Below are 16,223 nucleotides of genomic sequence, written 5' to 3' on the forward strand. Positions count from 1 at the left end.
ATTCAAATTTCGGAAGGGGTTAGGTGGGGCGATCCGCAAAGACATCCCCGCCCGCACCCTCAGATTCCGAGCTTTGCGCGCACGTCGCGCGTATCCTTCCAGCCTTCCAGCCGCTTGGCGAGATCGGCGTCGCTCTCTGGCAAGACGATCTGGAGGCTGATCAGCAGGTCGCCGCGGGCGCCGTCCTTGCGGGACATGCCGCGGCCCTTGAGGCGCAGGACCTTGCCCGAACTCGCCCCGGCCGGAACCGACAGCATGACCGCGCCGGCCGCGGTGGGGGCTTTCACTTTGCCGCCGTTCAGCGCCTCGTCGAGGGTGATCGGCAGGTCTACGCGCAAGTCGTCGCCGTCCTGGCGGAAGAAGGCATGGGGCTGGATCTGCAGCGTGACGATGGCATCGCCCGCCCCGCCGGGGCCTTGCTCGCCCTTGCCGGCCAGGCGCATCTGGGTGCCGTCCTCCATGCCGACGGGCAGCTTGAGGTCGATCGTCTTGCCGTCGGACAGGGTGATGCGCTGCGGCTTGAGTTCGGCCGCATCGGTCAGAGGGACGGAAAGGCGATAGTTCACATTGCCGCCGCGCGGCGCCGCGCGGCCGCGTGCACCGCCGGCTCCGCCCATTCCGGCACCGAAACCGCCGGGGCCGCGCTGGCCGGAACCGCCGAAGATGCCGCCGAACAGGTCTTCCAGGTCGATGCCGTCGTTACCGCCGAACCCGCCCGAGAAGCCACGCTGCCCGCCGGGCCCGCCGCCGAATCCGGCACCCCCGAAGCCGCCGGCTCCGCCGCCGCCGAACCCGCCGAAGCCCATGGGATTGCCTTCGGCATCGATCTCGCCCCGGTCGAACCGGGCCCGCTTGTCCTTGTCGGACAGCAGGTCGTAGGCGCCGGTGACTTCGGAAAAGCGCTCCGCGGCCTTGGGATTGTCCTTGTTGGTATCGGGATGAAGTTCCTTCGCCAGCTTGCGATAGGCGGACTTGATGTCCTTCTCGCTGGCCGTGCGCGATACGCCAAGGGTGGAATAAGGGTCTGCTGCCATGGCTTCCTAGCTAGGTGCGGACGCGCGTTACGGCAAGCGGTGCTTTCCTAGTTCCGGTCACGAGTCTATTGGAACCTTCACGCCCCGCCCTGCCGCCGGGAATCGCCGTGAAATCAGCGAGGTCCGGCCCGGCGCGGCTGCGTTTGACCACAGGCACGATCCCAGGAAGCGAACATGGAAGCTGAACAGGCCCGCGAAGTCATCCCCCACGGCGATCCTTTCGCCCTGTTCAAGGACTGGTACGACGCCGCGCGCGAGAGCGAGCCCAACGATTCGAACGCCATGGCCCTGGCCACCGCCACGCCGGACGGACTGCCTTCCGTTCGCATGGTCCTGCTCAAGGGCTACGGGCCGGACGGCTTCGTGTTCTATACCAATGGCCATAGCCGCAAGGGCCAGGAAATCGCCGCCAATCCCCATGTCGCGCTGCTGTTCCACTGGAAGAGCCTGCGCCGCCAGATTCGCATCGAAGGCGAACTGGTGCCGGTGACCGCCGCGGAAGCCGATGCCTATTTCCATTCGCGCGCCCGCGATTCGCAGCTCGGCGCCGTCGCTTCCGACCAGTCGGCCCCGCTCGACAGCCGCGAGACGTTTCTGGCCCGCTACGAGGATGTCCGCAGCCGCTTCGGCGAAGGCGAGATCGAGCGGCCGGCCCATTGGACCGGCTATCGCGTGGTGCCCGCCGCCATCGAGTTCTGGCAGGACCGGCCCTATCGCCTCCATGAGCGCCGCCGCTTCGTGCGCAGCGCCGATGCGGCAGGCGGCTGGGTCAGCACGCTCCTCTATCCTTGAGCCCGCCCTTGCACGAACACGCCAAACTCACCCGCAGCGCCGCTTTCGCCAGCATTGGCGTGGCCGTGCTGCTGCTCGGCCTGAAGGGCTGGGCGGCCTGGTCCACCGGCTCCACGGCGATGCTCGGCAGCCTGGCCGATACCACGCTGGACCTCGTCGCCAGCGTGGCCACGCTGCTGGGCGTGTGGATCGGCGCACAGCCGGCGGACGACAAGCACCGCTTCGGCCACGGCAAGGCCGAGGCGATCGCGGCGATGTTCCAGATCGTGCTGATCTCGATCTCCGCGCTCGCCATCGCCAGCCGCGCGGTGGAGGAATTCCTGGCCAGGAGCCGGGTCGAGAGCGCGGAAAGCGGCATCGCCGTCTCGGCCGTGGCGATCGCGCTGACTCTGGCGCTGGTCGCCTGGCAGCGCCACGTCATCCGCCGCACCGGCAGCATCGCCATCCAGACCGACAGTGTCCACTACCAGTCCGACCTCCTGCTCAACGTGGCGGTGATCGCCGCGTTGGTGCTGGACCAATATGCCGGGCTGAAGGGCGCGGACCCGCTGTTCGGCCTGGGCATCGCCGCGTGGCTGGGCTGGGGCGCCTGGAAGGCCTCGCAGGATGTGCTCGACCAACTGATGGATCACGAGTGGCCCGAGGAGAAGAAAGACCGCTTTCTCCAGGTGCTGGCCCGCCATCCCGATATTACCGGCGTCCATGACTTGCGCACGCGCACGTCAGGCAACCGGGACTTCGTGCAGTTTCACGTCTGGGTTGATCCGAACATGACCGTTCGCGAGGCGCACCGGGTGATGGACGAGCTGGAACACCGGCTCTGCGACGAATTTCCGGATACCGAGATCCTGATCCATCCCGATCCCGAGGGTTTGGTCGACGAAGCCGGTGCGGCCGGACTCGACGTGTTGCCGCCGATCCGGGTTTCCCCGGATTGAGCGCAGGGGCCGCACTGGCTGGACCTGCCCCACTTGCCACCTCGTCCTGAACCAGGTCCGGGACGACGCGCCTTTGGCGGTGAGAGCATCGGCGCCGCAAATTCGGCTGGCTTCAATATCGCCCACCGCGCATAAGCCCCGACATGTCAGCGATTTCCGGTCCCGGCCTGTGGGCGCTCTGCGTTTCCGCCGTCACGATGACGGCGATCGTCGGCTTGCGCTATCTCGGCACCTCGGGCCTCTTCGCCTGGATCACCGCGCGCGCCAGGCCCGGCCTCTATGCCGGGATGGAGCGCCAGATCCGGGGCGAGATCGGCTGGTCGCTGGCCTCCTGCGCGATCTACGGCATTCCTGCGGGCGTGGTGGCCTGGGGCTGGCAGGCCCATGGCTGGACCCGCATCTATGCCGATCCCCTGGCCCTGCCCTTGTGGTGGATGCCGGTATCGCTGTTCATCTACCTGTTCCTGCACGACACCTGGTTCTACTGGACCCACCGCTGGATGCACCGGCCCCGCGTGTTCCGCCGGATGCATGCCGTGCACCACGCCAGCCGCCCGCCCACGGCCTGGGCGGCGATGAGCTTCCATCCGCTTGAGGCGCTGACTGGCGCGGTGGTCGTCCCGGCGCTGGTGTTCCTGGTGCCGATCCATGTCGGGATGCTCGGGCTGGTCCTGACCATCATGACGGTGATGGGAATCGCCAATCACATGGGCTGGGAAATGTTTCCGCAGCGCCTCGTCCATTCGCGTCTCGGCCACTGGTTGATCACGGCCAGCCACCATCACCGCCATCATGAGCTTTATCGATGCAACTACGGCCTCTATTTTCGTTTCTGGGATCATCTGTGCGGCACCGATCGGGGCGTTTCGGCGCCCTGACCCTGCTGGCGGCGGCGCCGATCGTGCTGGGCGCCACGGGGCCGCAGTCGGACGTGTCCGCTGCCGTCACCGGGCTGCGCTCCGCCAAGGGGCAGATTCTGGCCTGCCTGACCGCCGACCCGCAGACCTTCCCCAATTGCGACAAGGACCCCAAGGCCCGCAAGCTGACGATCCCGGCGCAGGGCGAAGTGCGGCTCGATTTCGGCTCGGTGCCCGAGGGCCGCTATGCGATCTCGCTCGTCCATGACGAGAACGGCAACGGCAAGCTGGACACCGCGCTGATGATCCCGCGCGAGGGCTTCGGCTTTTCGCGCGATGCGCCGGTGCGGATGGGCCCGCCCCGTTTCGACAAGGCGGCTTTCGACGTAGGGGACCAGAATACCCGCATGGCGATCAAGATGCGATACCTGCTCTGAACGGCAGAGCGAGCCTTGCCGCCCATCGCGCCGCGGCCTAACCCCGATTCGTGAACAGGCATACTTCATGACCAGGGAAGAGGACATCGTCGAGGAGGTGGTGGATACGGCCACTGCCGGGCTCGTGCCCAAGCCGGTGCACGGCACGTTCTCGCCATTCCGCTATCCCGTGTTCCGGGCGATCTGGATCGCCAACCTCTTCTCGAACATCGGCTCCACGCTCCAGGGCGTGGGCGCTGCCTGGCTGATGACGGAGCTGACCACTTCGCACCAGCTCGTGGCGCTGGTGCAGGCTTCGGCCACGGTGCCGATCATGCTCTTCGGCGTCTTCGCGGGCGCCATTGCCGACAATTACGACCGCCGCCTGGTGATGCTGGCCGCGCAGATCGGCATGCTGACGGTCTCGGCCGCGCTGGCGGTGCTGTCCTGGCTCGGCTGGATGACGCCTTTCCTCCTGCTGGCGTTCACGCTGAGCGTCGGCACCGGCACGGCGCTCAACTCGCCGGCGTGGCAGGCCTCCGTCCGCCAGCAGGTCGCGCGGGACCAGCTTCCGCAGGCCATCGCGTTGAACTCGATCTCGTTCAACATCGCCCGCTCGATCGGCCCTGCCGTGGGCGGCTTGCTGATCTCGCTGTGGAACGTGTCCTTCGCCTTTGCCATCAACGCCGTCAGTTACGTCGGCCTGATCGGCGTGCTGCTCTGGTGGCGGCCCGAGGCGCGGCAGATCGACCGCCGGCCGATCCTGCCCGCCGTGGGCGTGGGCATCCGTTACTGCTTCGGCAACGGCCCCTTGCGACGCCTGCTGATCCGCGGTTTCGCGCTGGGCTTCAGCCTGGCCGCCTACCAGGGTCTGCTCCCCGCCGTGGTGAACGATTCGATGCACGGGTCGGAGATCGACTTCGGCGTCATGCTGGGGCTGTTCGGCATCGGCTCGATCGCCACGGCGCCGTTCATCGGCAGGATTCGCCACGCCATGGGGCTGGAGGGCATCCTCGCGCTGGGTTCGGGAATGTTCATCTTCTCGTTCTGGGCCCTTGCCGCGGCGCATGAGCTGACCTGGGCACTGCCCGCGGCCTTCGTGGCCGGGAGCGCCTGGGTGCTGATCCTCACCACGCTCAACACCGCGGTCCAGCTTCGCTCCCCGGACGAGATCCTGGGGCGGTGCCTGTCGATCTATCAGGCCGTCACGTTCGGCGGCATGGCGCTGGGCGCCTGGACCTGGGGCATGTTCGCGGACTGGAAGAGCCTGGCCTTCGCGCTCCATGCGGCATCCGTCTTCCTGATCGCCTCTTTCGTGATCCTGCGCTTCCTCGCACCGCTGCCGCGCCTGGGCGAAGGCGTGCTGCGTCCGAAATAACGGAACGCCTCCTTTTCGGCGGCTTAAACTTTATTTCACCATGGCCCCTCACAAGGAGGCGGAAGGATCAACGGGGATTAGCGATGGACAGGTTGCGCGGCGGGTTTGCCGATGGGGACGAGCCGGCAATCGGCACCTGGGGCAACTATGCCGAAGCGGGCAACTATGCCGAAGCGCCCGCCCTCGCGCCTGCCATCACCCCCAGCCCGGTTTTTGCCCAGGATGAGCGGCGCATGCAGGTGCGTGCCTACAATTTCTGGGCGAGTCTGCTGGGAGACCGCGCCTTCCCCGATGTCGCCGACCTCGATCCCGCAGCCCTGCCCGATTTCGGCCCGCACGGCGTCCTGCTCGATTTCTCGCAAGGTCTGGAGAATCCCGAGATCGCCTGGCTGGGGGCGGAACTGGCGCAGGAATGCGGCACGGACGGCGCCATCCAGCGGCTGGACGACGTGCCCAGTCGCTCGCTGCTGTCCCGCATCACCGATCACTACATGCAGATCCTCGCCAATCAGGCTCCCGTCGGATTCGAGGCCGAGTTCGTGAACCAGCGCGGCGCCACGATCCTCTATCGCGGTATCCTGCTGCCGTTCTCGCGCCACCATCTGGCGATCGACTGCATCTACGGCGTCATCAACTGGAAGGAACAGGCCGGGTCGCCAGCCGGCATGGAGCCGGCGGCTGGTCCGGCCGATCCCATCGATCGCCTGCCGCTGCCCCGCGCGGCGGCCCCGCTGACGGAATGGGCGGACGGCCCGGCGGACGGCGCCTTCGCGCTTCCGCCCGTGGGCTTCGGCAGCGCCGCGCCCCACGCGCTGGACCTCGTCGAAGCCGGGCTGATTACCGGCATGAATACCGGACTCCCGGAGGACGGCCCCCTCGGCCCGGACCTCGCGGATCCGGACATTCTGGAACTTACGGCCGACATGGAGCTGGCCGACTGGCTCGCTTCGGCGCGCGAACTGGCACAGGCGGCGCACCGCGCGGAGGATCGCTCGCGTCAGGCGCTCTATGCGGCGCTCGGCCGCGCCTACGACTTCGCGCTGGCCGCAGAGCAGGCGCCGGAGGACTATGCCGAACTCGTGCAGGATGCCGGGCTGAAAGTGCAGGAGCGGGCGCCGCTGATGCCGCTCGTCAAGCTCGTCTTCGGTGCCGACTACGACAAGACGCGCCTGACCGAATTCGCCACCGTCATCGCCCATGGCCGCCGCCTGGGCCTCGAACAGGGCGCGCTGGCCCCGCACATCGCCGGGGCTGACGGCGGCATCAAGGCCCTGGTCCGCGACGAACGCCGCCTCCGCCGCGAGGATGACCGGGATGCGGCCCCCGCCGAATCGCGCCGCGACCGCGTGGCGCGCGGACTTCGCGCCCTTCAGCCCCTGCCGATGGAAGACCTTGGCCGCTCGGGCGAGTTCACCGTGCTGGTGGCCCGGCGCAACGAGGCGGGCGAGCTGGTCCTGCTGGGCGAAGTGGCCGATGACGAGGCCCTGCTCGGCCGCGCTGCCCGGCACCTGCTGGGATGATCCGCAGCGCAGAGCGCTCTTGCCAGCAGGCTTGCCGCCGCTAGGCTGAAGGCTTGATTCGGCAGTTGCCCGATCCGGACGGACAAGCGTCTTCAGCACCGGTTCAGGCCGAAAGGCCCCAGAGTAGAGCATGCCCTTTGCGCGATTTGCCGCACTTCTCCTGAGCTTTCTGGCGCTGTTCGGCTGGTCCGCTGCCCCGGCCAGCGCGCAGTCGATCCTGCGCGATGCAGAGACCGAGGCCCTGCTCAAGGACATGTCGCGCCCGCTGATCACGGCGGCGGGGCTCGATCCCAACCATGTCGACATCGTGCTGGTCAACGATTCCTCGGTGAACGCTTTCGTGGCGGGCGGGCAGGCGGTCTACGTCAACAGCGGGCTGATCAACCAGGCCGATACCGCCGCCGAAGTGCAGGGCGTGATCGCGCACGAGCTGGGCCACGTCACCGGCGGCCATGCCGTGCTCAACCAGGGCGCGCAGCCGGCATCGAACATCTCCATCCTCTCGCTCCTGCTTGGCGCGGCCGCCGCGGCAGCGGGGGCCGGCGAGGCGGCAATGGGCGTCATCATGGCCGGCCAGCAGGCCGCCATGGGCAAGTACCTGGCCTATAGCCGCTCGCAGGAAGCCTCCGCGGATGCGGCCGGCGCGCAATATCTCTCCGCCGCCGGGATCAGCGGCCGCGGGTCCGTGGAATTCTTCAAGAAGCTGCAGAATCTCGAATTCCGCTACGGATACCGGCCGCAGGAAGGGGACGAGTTCTACTCCACTCACCCGCTCACCGGTGACCGTATCCAGACCTTGCAGGACGTCTACGAGAAGGACCCGGCCTGGGCCAAGCCGGACGATGCCAAGCTCCAGCAGCGGTTCATGCGGATGAAGGCCAAGCTGTTCGGCTACCTGGCCGAGCCGCGCGATGTGTTCCGCGTCTATCCCGAGACGGACAATTCGGTGCCGGCCCACTACGCCCGCGCTTATGCCTTCCACCGCCAGTCGCAGCTCGACCGTGCGCGCGCCGAAACCGATGCGCTGCTGACGGTCGATGCGAACGATCCCTATTTCCTTGAGCTGAAAGGGCAGATCCTGCTGGAGGCGGGGCAGGCGGCCGAAGCGCTGGTGCCGCTGCGCAAGGCCACGGAACTGACCGGCTACCAGCCGCTGATCGCCACGCTCTTCGGCCATGCCCTGATCGCCACCGAGGATTCCGCCCATTTCGCCGAGGCGCAGACGGTGCTGAAAAACGCCGTCGCGCGGGATCGGGAAAATCCTTTCGCCTGGTATCAGCTCGGCACGATCTACGCCGCCAATGGCGATATGCCGCGCGCCCGGCTGGCCAGCGCCGAGCAGCAATCGCTGACCGGCCAGATGGACGCCGCGCTGATGAGTGCGCAGGCCGCCGAAGCGGGGCTGCCCACCGGCACGCCGGACTGGCTGCGGGCGCAGGATATCGAGATGCAGGCCCGCGCCGAACTGCAGCGCAAGAAGCGGCGATGAATGCCCCGTCCCAGGTCGCAGTCCGGGGCGGACCTTCGGCTCTGGCCGCGGTTCCCATAGCCCGCTAAGGGCAGTGCTCAATTGACAGGATTCTCGACGACGATGGGTAATGGCACGAAGTTCGCAGCGATCGCCGGTTGCATCGCGCTGATCGGCGTCGGTGGCTGGTTCGGCGGCCGCGTGGCGGTTGAGAAGGTCGTTCACGACTATATCCTCGAACACCCCGAAATCCTGCCCCAGGCCATGGACAACCTGCAGCGCAAGCAGGCCAGCCAGCAACTGGCCGGTGTGCGCCAGAACGTGGAGACGCCGTTCCCCGGCGCCGTGCTCGGCAATCCGAACGGCAAGGTCACGCTGATCGAATTCAGCGACTATGCCTGCGGTTATTGCCGCCGCAGCCTGCCCGACGTGGCCCAGCTTCTGGCGAAGAACCCCGATCTGCGCATCGTCGTGCGCGAACTGCCGATCATCGGCCCCGAAAGCCCCGCCGCCGCGAAGATGGCGCTGGCCGCGGCTGAACAGGGCAAGTTCCCGCAGTTCCACGATGCCATGTTCGCCATGGGCCAGGTCGATGCCCAGAGCATCGATGCCGCGGCGCAGAAGGCCGGCCTCGACATCGAGCGCGCCCGCAAGGTCGCCGCCGGGCCCGCCGTGGCGCAGGAGCTTTCGCGCAACATGGACATTGCCGGACGCCTTGGCTTCAGCGGTACGCCAAGCTGGGTGGCGGGCGAGCGGCTGATCTCCGGCGCGGTCGGTTTCGACCAGCTGTCCGAGGCGGTCTCCGAGGCGCGCGCCGAACCCAAGGGCGACAAGAAGGGCTGACAAGTCGACTTGCGGAATTATCGGCTGTTTCCGCCTGGGCATGATTTCGGCTAGGAAGCGAGAATGAGCGTCCTGCCGATCCAGCCCATTCCTTTCTTCGCCAACAAGGACAAGGCCTTCTGGCGCCTGCAGTTCGTAGGCTGGGGCGGCGCGATGCTGCTTCGCGCCATGTCCACGATCGCCAATGCCCAGCCCCTGTCCTATCTGGTGCTGGTGCTGATCGCGACCGTTACCGGCTTTTCGATCTCGCTGGTGCTGTCCGTCGTCTATCGCGCGCTGATCACCCGTCGCGCCCTGGTGACCTGGGGCCTGACGGCGATGATCCTGCCGTTCGCGGTGGGCCTCCACGCCTTCATCGATGCCTGGGTGATCTCGCTCTACCGCACGGACAGCGATTCCAGCTTCGCCCAGCTGTTCATCGGCGTCTTCTATCTGGATGCCACGCTGCTCGGCGCCTGGTCGGCGCTTTACTACGCCATCAATTTCTACCTCCAGGTGGAGGAACAGAACGACCAGATGATCCGGCTGGAGAATCAGGCGACGCAGGCGCAGCTCGCCATGCTGCGCTACCAGTTGAATCCCCATTTCCTGTTCAACACGCTGAACTCGATTTCCACGCTGGTCCTGCTGAAACAGACCGAGCCGGCCAATGCCATGCTCAGCCGGCTGTCCTCTTTCCTGCGCTACACCCTGATCAACAAGCCATCCGCCCAGGTCACGGTGGCGCTCGAGGTGGAAACGTTGAAGCTCTATCTCGATATCGAACTAATGCGATTCGAGGAGAGGCTGCGCACCACCTTCAACATCGACCCGGAAACAGAGACCTGTCTCCTGCCCTCGCTGCTGCTTCAGCCTCTGGTCGAAAACTCGATCAAATATGCCGTGACACCGCAGGAATCCGGGGCTGAGATCACGATCGTCACGCAACTCGTCGGGCCGATGCTTCGCATCACCGTCTCGGACACCGGGCCGGGCTTGCAAAGTCCGACGACGGACAACAGGTTGTCGGGCATGACTTACGATGGAGGGGAGCCGGTCTCCACTGGCGTTGGCCTGGCAAATATCCGCGACCGTCTTTCCCAGGCTTATGGCGAGCATCATCGATTCGAGACGATCGAGCCGATCGAAGGCGGATTCGCCGTACTCATCGAACTTCCCGCCGAACGCCAACCCACCCCGGAAGACATGCACGAGCAGCCGCGGCAGCCTGTTTTCGCCGCGCGATGAAACATATTTGGCCCACGTGCGTTAGCCGGGCCGGAGACAATAACTGATGACCATTCGCACGATCCTCGTCGACGACGAGAAACTCGCCATCCAGGGCCTTCAGCTTCGTCTGGAGAAGTATCCGGATGTCGAGATCATCGATACCTGCTCGAACGGCCGCGAGGCCATCCGCAAGATCAAGACCGAAAAGCCCGATCTCGTCTTCCTCGACATCCAGATGCCCGGTTTCGACGGCTTCTCGGTGGTCAAGGGCGTGATGGAGATCGAGCCGCCGCTCTTCGTCTTCGTCACCGCCTATCAGGAGCACGCGGTCCGCGCCTTCGAGGCCAATGCCGTCAACTACCTGATGAAGCCGGTGGACGAGACCAAGCTCGACGATACGCTTGCCCGCGTGCGCCAGCGCCTGGCCGAGAAGCGTTCGTCGGACGAGGCGGAGAAGCTCAAGACGGTGCTGGCCGAAGTGGCCCCCGACGCGATCGAGCACATCCCGGAGGAAAGCGACCCCAACGCGGACCGCTACGAAAAGCTCATCAACATCAAGGATCGCGGCCAGATCTTCCGCATCGATGTCGATTCGATCGAGCATATCGAGGCCGCCGGCGACTACATGTGCATCCGCACCGCCGACAATTCGCTGATCCTGCGCGAAACGATGAAGGACCTGGAACGCCGCCTTGACCCGCGCGTGTTCCAGCGCGTCCACCGCTCGACGATCGTCAACCTCAACCAGGTCCGCCAGGTCAAGCCGCATACCAATGGCGAATGCTTCCTGGTGCTCGATTCGGGCGCGCAGGTTAAGGTCAGCCGATCCTACCGCGACGTGATCGCGCGCTTCGTTCACTGATTCCGGGAATGCGGAAAGGCCCCCGGGCATTTCCGCATTCTCCATTCACGCTGGGATGCAGAGAGGATAGTCTGCGGCGCAGCCCCTTTTCCGCCGCCGCGCCATCGGGCGAGGCGCAGGAGAAAGGCGGGCTTCGCCGCAAGCGCGGTTCCTCTGCCTCTCCGCGCGAATCCTCTCTTCCATACTCGACAACCCCGTCGCGACGCGCGAAAGACGCGGGCATGAGCACATTCGCGATCCCGGGTTTCGACCTTGCCGCCTTCGTCGATGCAACGCTTGCCGAGGACCTCGGCGTGGGGCTTCCGGGTGGCGGGCATGACGTTACCTCGGAAAGCGTGATCGAAGCCGGGGCCAGGTTCTCCGGCGTGATGGATTCGCGCGATGCCATCACTGTCGCCGGCCTGCCCCTTGCCGAGGCCTTCTTCCGCACTCTCGATCCCGCGATGGAGATCGAGATTCTCGTCGAGGAAGGCGCCCCGGTCGAACCCGGCGCCAAGCTCATGCGCCTCACCGGCAATGCCCGCGCCATGCTGACCGGCGAGCGTTCCGCTCTCAACACCGTCCAGCACCTCTCCGGCATCGCAACGATGACCCGGGCCTATGTGGATGCCATGGAAGGGCACGCGACGCTGCTCGACACGCGCAAGACCATTCCCGGCCTGCGCCACCTCGAAAAGTACGCGACCCGCATGGGCGGCGCGCGCAATCACCGCATGGGGCTGTGGGACGCGGCCATGATCAAGGACAACCATGTTCTGGTGGCGGGCGGCGTCGGCCCGGCGGTGGCGCGCGCCAAAGCGGCGGGCGTGGGGCAGATCATCTGCGAGGTGGACCATCTCGACCAGATCGAACCCGCCATCGCCGCGGGCGCGCATCACCTCCTGCTCGACAACATGGTGCCGGATACCCTGCGCGAGGCCGTGGCGATCGTTGGCGGCCGCGTGCCGACCGAAGCCTCGGGCGGCGTCAATCTCTCCACGATCGGTGCCATCGCCGCTTCGGGCGTGACGTACGTTTCCGTCGGCCGCCTCACCCAGAGCGCCCCGGCGGCCGATATCGGGCTGGATTTCTCGCCGCTTTAGAAGCGGTTGCGAACGGGAGTGCACGCCGTCATGCTCCCTCGACCCCGCCCAAAGGGGGGAGGGGAAACGGGGGACACCGCCTTGCGTCCGAATTCCATCATTCAATTCGATCGATTCTTTCTCGGCTCCCTGGCGTTGGCGGGGGTGAATGCCGTCCTGTCGATGCAGGATACGCTTGCCGATCCCAGGCTGGCACGCCCGGGGCTGGGAATGGGCTTCATCGTGGGCATTCAGGTCTTCAGCTTTGCGCTGATGCTGGCGCTGTGGTTCTTCATTTCCCGCAGGGCGGGCAACGCGGCCAGGTGGATACTCACGGTGATGACGGTGCTGGGCATGCTCGTGACGATCCCCATGGTCCCGGTCCTTGCCGAACGCGGGATAGGGAACATGGCTTTCGCGCTGGTCATCACCGCGCTGCAGGTCGCCGCAGTGGCCTTCCTGTTCCGCAGGGATGCCCGCGCCTGGTTCGCCCGCAAGGGCGGCATCGCGCCGGACGACCAGAGCATTTTCAGCTAGTCGCCGGTCACCGTTTCGCCCGGAAGAAGCTGCGGAGCATCTCCGCGGCCTCCGATTCGCCGATTCCCGAATAGACTTCCGGCTTGTGCAGGCACTGATCGTGCTCGAAGACGCGCGCGCCGTGCTCGACCGCGCCGCCCTTGGGATCGGAAGCGGCATAGTAGAGCCGGGCGATTCGCGCGTGGACGATGGCGCCCGCGCACATGGCGCAGGGTTCCAGCGTCACCCATAGCTCGCATCCCTCCAGCCTCTCATTGCCGAGAATCAGCGCCGCGGCGCGAATCGCCTCGATTTCGGCATGGCTGGTGGGGTCGTGGCGCTCGCGCGGGCCGTTGCGGCCGGTGGCGATGACGTTTCCGTCCTTCACGACGACCGCGCCAATCGGCACTTCGCCGGAATCGGCGGCTTCCCGGGCTTGCGCCAGGGCGAGTTCCATGTATTCGGGCAGGGGCCAGCGGGTCATGGCCATGCGCTAGACCTTCAAAAAGCTGTGCGCAACTTGACCTTCACCCGGGGAATCGCTAAGGGCGCGCCTTCCCGTATTTACGGCCACAGACTTTTTCGAGCGAGAGTAGACATGTCCCGCATCTGCGAACTGACCGGCAAGGGCCGCCAGGTCGGCTGCAACGTCAGCCACGCCAACAACAAGACCAAGCGCGTCTTCCTTCCCAACCTTCAGAACGTCACGCTGCTGTCGGACGGTCTTGAGCGCAGCTTCAAGTTCCGCGTCTCGACCCACGGCCTGCGTTCGGTCGAGCACAACGGTGGCCTCGACAACTGGCTGCTGAAGACTTCGGACACGAAGCTGAGCGCGCGCGCCGTCAAGGTGAAGCGCGAGCTGAAGAAGCAGCAGGCCGCCTGATTCTCCCGCTCCCTACGGGGAGCGTGAAGAACACGGTTTCGCGAAAAGGCGTGCAAGCTTGACTTGCGCGCCTTTTCGCATGCCCGGCCGGGATCGGTTTCCCGGTTTCGGAGCGCGCCCATTCCTCTTGAATTCCGTGAATCCGCCGCGCCGCTGATGGCGGGGCTCGGTTCCTGTTGTCTCAAGAGCAGGCGGAAGCCGTTTCCGCGCGGCAGTGAATACCGGTTCGGTAGAGGCTATGCCTACGGCAGTCCGGCTGGGCTTACGGCAGTTTGGCTGGGTCGACGCTCATCTTCCACACCAGCGTGCGCTGGAGCGGGGAGAAGTTGTCGTCCGAGATCAGCCAGACGGTCAGCTTGCCGCTCTCCTGCGGGGCGATTGCGATGCCTTCGAAGTTGTCGATGGGCAGATCGGACGAGAGCCGCGCAACCTCGGTGACTTTCCAGGTGCCGCCCGGGCGGATGTCCGCCGGATCGCCGATCGCGATTCGGCCGGCGAATCGTTGCGGCATCGGCCAGATCAGGCGCCGCATCAGGATCAGCAACCGGCCGTCCGGCATTTGCGCCATGTCGGTGGGGCTGAAGCCCGCAGGCGAATCGAGCGCGAAGTCCTGGCCGTTCGGGTTCAGAGTGGGATCGCCGCCGAACAGGGCGGCCTGGTGCAGGTGATCGCTCCAGCCGACATACCCTTCGCGCAGCAGCACGAATCGCCCGTCATGAAGGCGCGTGAGCGCCTCGGGGCCGGAATTGACTCCCCAGTCCGCCATGACCGGCGGGCTGGCGCGGCGTTCGATCTCGTAGTCCGGATTCATCCGGTAGACGGCGTTGCGCCCCTCCAGGCCGAGCCAGATCATGCCGGTTTCGTCCTGCGTGGCCGATTCGACATCGCGCGCGGCCTTGTCCGCATCCTTGGAGAGGGGCAGGTCGCCCATGCGGCTTTCCGCCTGCGACTGCCCGGGTGCCCTGAACTCCAGAAATCCGCCCGAATCGCTGAGCGCCAGCATGATGCCGCCGGGCCGCAGCAGCAGCGCGGAATAGCTGCCGAAGGAGTGGGTGCGGCTATGCGCCTGCCAGACTTCCTCCAGCTTGAACGATCCCAGACGCGGGTCGGCGCGCCGGGCTGCAGGCAGGGGTAGCTGCTCGAACGACAGTTCGAATGTCTTGAATTTCTTGTGCTGCGGCGCATGCCCCCAGGTCAGCGGCAGCAGGGACAGCAGGACGAGGAGGGCAATGGTGCGGCGCACAAGGGCGGGATAAGCATTCCGGCGAAGGCTGCAACCCGCTTTCGCTGCAGCCCTGCGGAATTGCCGATATTATCGGCGCAATCTCGTCGGTTCAGGTCTGGGGGCCGGTGAAGAGGATCGGGTCCAGCCGCGCCTCGTTCCATTTGATCGACCAGTGCAGATGCGGCCCGGTGGCCCGGCCGGACATGCCGATCTTGCCGATCACCTGGCCCTGGCGGACGTGTTCGCCCGGCTTCACCAGGATCTCGGAGCAATGCAGGAAAGCGCTGTTGAGGCCCATGCCATGGTCCAGCATCAGCAGGTTGCCTTCGAGCGTGAACGGCTTCTCGGCGGCCAGGATCACCACGCCGTCGGCCGGGGCAACGAAAGGCGTGCCGCTGGTGCCGGTGGCGATGTCGAGACCCGAGTGATAGGCACCGGGCTCGCCCCGATAGACGCGCTGCGATCCGAAACGGCCGGAAATGCGGCCTTTGGCGGGCCAGATGAAATGTTGGCGCCAGCCCTGGGCGTCGGTCTTCATCGCCCGCGCGGTATTGATGCGGTCCAGTTCGGGCCGACGCAGGGCCATGAAGGCTTCGGTCGGGCCGCCTGGCTTGCGGGCGATATTGACGTTCTCGATCTGCCAGGCGCGCGGCGAGACGGAAATCGGCTGCGTGATGCGGCGGCCGTTGCCCAGCGTGGCCGTCAGCGTGGCGATGGTGCCGGCATCGCGGTCGAAGGCGGCAAACCAGGTGCCGTCCGACGCGATCTGCACCGGCTGGCCGCCCAGCGCCAGAGCGCTCGTGCCGGCAGGCACTTTGCCGCGGACCCAGCCGCCCTGGGTGAGTTCCCCGCTATAGGTCAGGGTGCCCGGGACAGCCGCAGGCGCCACCGGCGCGGTCGATTGGGCCGCGAGGCCGCTCCACGCCAGCATCGCACCGGCAGCCGCCAGGCCGCCGAGAACCAGCGAGGCCGGGATCAGCGATGCCCTTGAGGCCTTGCGGGCCTTCATGCCTTGGCGGTGAGACGCTTGGTCGCGATTTCGGCGCTGGCGTAAGGCTCCTGGAACTCAGCGCTCCAGTAGCGGAGTTCCTCCAGCGGAATCTTCTCGCCGGTGACGGCGCAGAGCACGAAGTGTCCGCCGCTCAGCACCCGGAAACCATTGGGTCCGTAGGCGAGCTTGGCGGGGCGGTCGGCAGAAGACATAAGCATGGGCGAAATCCT

Annotated in this window: 18 protein-coding genes; 13 read left to right on the plus strand and 5 right to left on the minus strand. The window is 66.3% G+C overall.

Going from position 1 to position 16,223, the window contains the following annotated elements:
* Positions 1 to 59: 59 nt before the first annotated feature.
* Positions 60 to 1,034 (minus strand): DnaJ C-terminal domain-containing protein, encoded by a 975-nt coding sequence (locus ACZ1J6_RS18380; RefSeq protein WP_132269921.1) that lies wholly within the window; start codon positions 1,032 to 1,034, stop codon positions 60 to 62.
* Between the two features lie 174 nt (positions 1,035 to 1,208).
* Between ACZ1J6_RS18380 and pdxH the strand changes: the two genes are divergently transcribed.
* The 12 genes from pdxH (at position 1,209) to ACZ1J6_RS18440 (ending at position 12,915) form a co-directional block, all read left to right on the plus strand.
* Positions 1,209 to 1,826 (plus strand): pyridoxamine 5'-phosphate oxidase, encoded by a 618-nt coding sequence (pdxH, locus tag ACZ1J6_RS18385; protein ID WP_132269923.1) that lies wholly within the window; start codon positions 1,209 to 1,211, stop codon positions 1,824 to 1,826.
* Positions 1,823 to 2,764: a cation diffusion facilitator family transporter gene (locus ACZ1J6_RS18390; RefSeq protein WP_431568048.1), complete on the plus strand. Its 942-nt coding sequence runs from the start codon at positions 1,823 to 1,825 to the stop codon at positions 2,762 to 2,764. The genes pdxH and ACZ1J6_RS18390 overlap by 4 nt, the downstream gene beginning before the upstream one ends.
* Positions 2,765 to 2,907: 143 nt before the next feature.
* On the plus strand, positions 2,908 to 3,642 hold the full coding sequence (locus ACZ1J6_RS18395; RefSeq protein WP_132269926.1) for a sterol desaturase family protein: 735 nt from the start codon (positions 2,908 to 2,910) through the stop codon (positions 3,640 to 3,642).
* A complete protein-coding gene (locus tag ACZ1J6_RS18400; protein ID WP_243654466.1) occupies positions 3,609 to 4,058 on the plus strand; it encodes a DUF2141 domain-containing protein in 450 nt (149 codons plus the stop codon). Before ACZ1J6_RS18395 ends, ACZ1J6_RS18400 begins: the two co-directional genes overlap by 34 nt.
* A gap of 67 nt (positions 4,059 to 4,125) precedes the next feature.
* A complete protein-coding gene (locus tag ACZ1J6_RS18405) occupies positions 4,126 to 5,415 on the plus strand; it encodes an MFS transporter (RefSeq protein WP_132269929.1) in 1,290 nt (429 codons plus the stop codon).
* An 83-nt stretch (positions 5,416 to 5,498) separates the two neighbouring features.
* Positions 5,499 to 6,935, plus strand: coding sequence for a PAS domain-containing protein (locus tag ACZ1J6_RS18410; protein WP_465127701.1), 1,437 nt, complete (start codon positions 5,499 to 5,501; stop codon positions 6,933 to 6,935).
* 130 nt (positions 6,936 to 7,065) lie between these two features.
* The gene (locus ACZ1J6_RS18415; protein WP_465127702.1) at positions 7,066 to 8,424 is read left to right on the plus strand and encodes a M48 family metalloprotease; all 1,359 of its coding nucleotides are present in this window, start codon (positions 7,066 to 7,068) and stop codon (positions 8,422 to 8,424) included.
* Between the two features lie 102 nt (positions 8,425 to 8,526).
* Entirely contained in the window at positions 8,527 to 9,246 is a 720-nt protein-coding gene (locus ACZ1J6_RS18420) for a DsbA family protein (RefSeq protein ID WP_132269933.1), read from the plus strand.
* Between the two features lie 63 nt (positions 9,247 to 9,309).
* Positions 9,310 to 10,473, plus strand: a complete 1,164-nt coding sequence (locus tag ACZ1J6_RS18425; protein ID WP_132269935.1) for a sensor histidine kinase — start codon at positions 9,310 to 9,312, stop codon at positions 10,471 to 10,473.
* 46 nt (positions 10,474 to 10,519) lie between these two features.
* Positions 10,520 to 11,317, plus strand: coding sequence for a LytR/AlgR family response regulator transcription factor (locus ACZ1J6_RS18430; protein ID WP_132269936.1), 798 nt, complete (start codon positions 10,520 to 10,522; stop codon positions 11,315 to 11,317).
* A gap of 221 nt (positions 11,318 to 11,538) precedes the next feature.
* On the plus strand, positions 11,539 to 12,399 hold the full coding sequence (nadC, locus tag ACZ1J6_RS18435) for a carboxylating nicotinate-nucleotide diphosphorylase (protein ID WP_465127703.1): 861 nt from the start codon (positions 11,539 to 11,541) through the stop codon (positions 12,397 to 12,399).
* 144 nt (positions 12,400 to 12,543) lie between these two features.
* Positions 12,544 to 12,915, plus strand: a complete 372-nt coding sequence (locus ACZ1J6_RS18440) for a hypothetical protein (protein WP_465127704.1) — start codon at positions 12,544 to 12,546, stop codon at positions 12,913 to 12,915.
* A 7-nt stretch (positions 12,916 to 12,922) separates the two neighbouring features.
* Here the strand turns inward: ACZ1J6_RS18440 and ACZ1J6_RS18445 are convergent, their stop codons facing one another.
* A complete protein-coding gene (locus ACZ1J6_RS18445) occupies positions 12,923 to 13,378 on the minus strand; it encodes a nucleoside deaminase (protein ID WP_132269941.1) in 456 nt (151 codons plus the stop codon).
* Positions 13,379 to 13,492: 114 nt separating this feature from the next.
* On the opposite strand from ACZ1J6_RS18445, the gene rpmB reads away from it, so the two are divergent.
* Positions 13,493 to 13,777: a 50S ribosomal protein L28 gene (rpmB, locus tag ACZ1J6_RS18450; RefSeq protein WP_132269943.1), complete on the plus strand. Its 285-nt coding sequence runs from the start codon at positions 13,493 to 13,495 to the stop codon at positions 13,775 to 13,777.
* Positions 13,778 to 14,039: 262 nt separating this feature from the next.
* Here rpmB and ACZ1J6_RS18455 read toward each other — a convergent pair whose 3' ends face one another.
* The 3 genes from ACZ1J6_RS18455 to ACZ1J6_RS18465 all read right to left on the minus strand — a co-directional run bounded on the left by ACZ1J6_RS18455 (position 14,040) and on the right by ACZ1J6_RS18465 (position 16,211).
* Positions 14,040 to 15,020 carry an esterase-like activity of phytase family protein gene (locus tag ACZ1J6_RS18455; protein WP_465127705.1) on the minus strand — a complete coding sequence of 327 codons (981 nt, stop codon included), beginning with the start codon at positions 15,018 to 15,020 and terminating at the stop codon, positions 14,040 to 14,042.
* Between the two features lie 91 nt (positions 15,021 to 15,111).
* Positions 15,112 to 15,933 carry a M23 family metallopeptidase gene (locus tag ACZ1J6_RS18460; protein WP_465128270.1) on the minus strand — a complete coding sequence of 274 codons (822 nt, stop codon included), beginning with the start codon at positions 15,931 to 15,933 and terminating at the stop codon, positions 15,112 to 15,114.
* 74 nt (positions 15,934 to 16,007) lie between these two features.
* A complete protein-coding gene (locus ACZ1J6_RS18465; RefSeq protein ID WP_132269946.1) occupies positions 16,008 to 16,211 on the minus strand; it encodes a DUF2093 domain-containing protein in 204 nt (67 codons plus the stop codon).
* Between the last annotated feature and the right edge of the window lie 12 nt (positions 16,212 to 16,223).

The organism is Novosphingobium sp. BL-S-21, assembly GCF_055521655.1.

Bases quoted from the DNA above. Each gene is read 5' to 3' on its own strand.
- ACZ1J6_RS18380 (WP_132269921.1), bottom strand. From the start codon at position 1,034: ATGGCAGCAGACCCTTATTCCACCCTTGGCGTATCGCGCACGGCCAGC.
- pdxH (WP_132269923.1), top strand. From the start codon at position 1,209: ATGGAAGCTGAACAGGCCCGCGAAGTCATCCCCCACGGCGATCCTTTC.
- ACZ1J6_RS18395 (WP_132269926.1), top strand. From the start codon at position 2,908: ATGTCAGCGATTTCCGGTCCCGGCCTGTGGGCGCTCTGCGTTTCCGCC.
- ACZ1J6_RS18405 (WP_132269929.1), top strand. From the start codon at position 4,126: ATGACCAGGGAAGAGGACATCGTCGAGGAGGTGGTGGATACGGCCACT.
- ACZ1J6_RS18410 (WP_465127701.1), top strand. From the start codon at position 5,499: ATGGACAGGTTGCGCGGCGGGTTTGCCGATGGGGACGAGCCGGCAATC.
- ACZ1J6_RS18415 (WP_465127702.1), top strand. From the start codon at position 7,066: ATGCCCTTTGCGCGATTTGCCGCACTTCTCCTGAGCTTTCTGGCGCTG.
- ACZ1J6_RS18420 (WP_132269933.1), top strand. From the start codon at position 8,527: ATGGGTAATGGCACGAAGTTCGCAGCGATCGCCGGTTGCATCGCGCTG.
- ACZ1J6_RS18425 (WP_132269935.1), top strand. From the start codon at position 9,310: ATGAGCGTCCTGCCGATCCAGCCCATTCCTTTCTTCGCCAACAAGGAC.
- ACZ1J6_RS18430 (WP_132269936.1), top strand. From the start codon at position 10,520: ATGACCATTCGCACGATCCTCGTCGACGACGAGAAACTCGCCATCCAG.
- nadC (WP_465127703.1), top strand. From the start codon at position 11,539: ATGAGCACATTCGCGATCCCGGGTTTCGACCTTGCCGCCTTCGTCGAT.
- ACZ1J6_RS18445 (WP_132269941.1), bottom strand. From the start codon at position 13,378: ATGACCCGCTGGCCCCTGCCCGAATACATGGAACTCGCCCTGGCGCAA.
- rpmB (WP_132269943.1), top strand. From the start codon at position 13,493: ATGTCCCGCATCTGCGAACTGACCGGCAAGGGCCGCCAGGTCGGCTGC.
- ACZ1J6_RS18460 (WP_465128270.1), bottom strand. From the start codon at position 15,933: ATGCTGGCGTGGAGCGGCCTCGCGGCCCAATCGACCGCGCCGGTGGCG.
- ACZ1J6_RS18465 (WP_132269946.1), bottom strand. From the start codon at position 16,211: ATGCTTATGTCTTCTGCCGACCGCCCCGCCAAGCTCGCCTACGGACCC.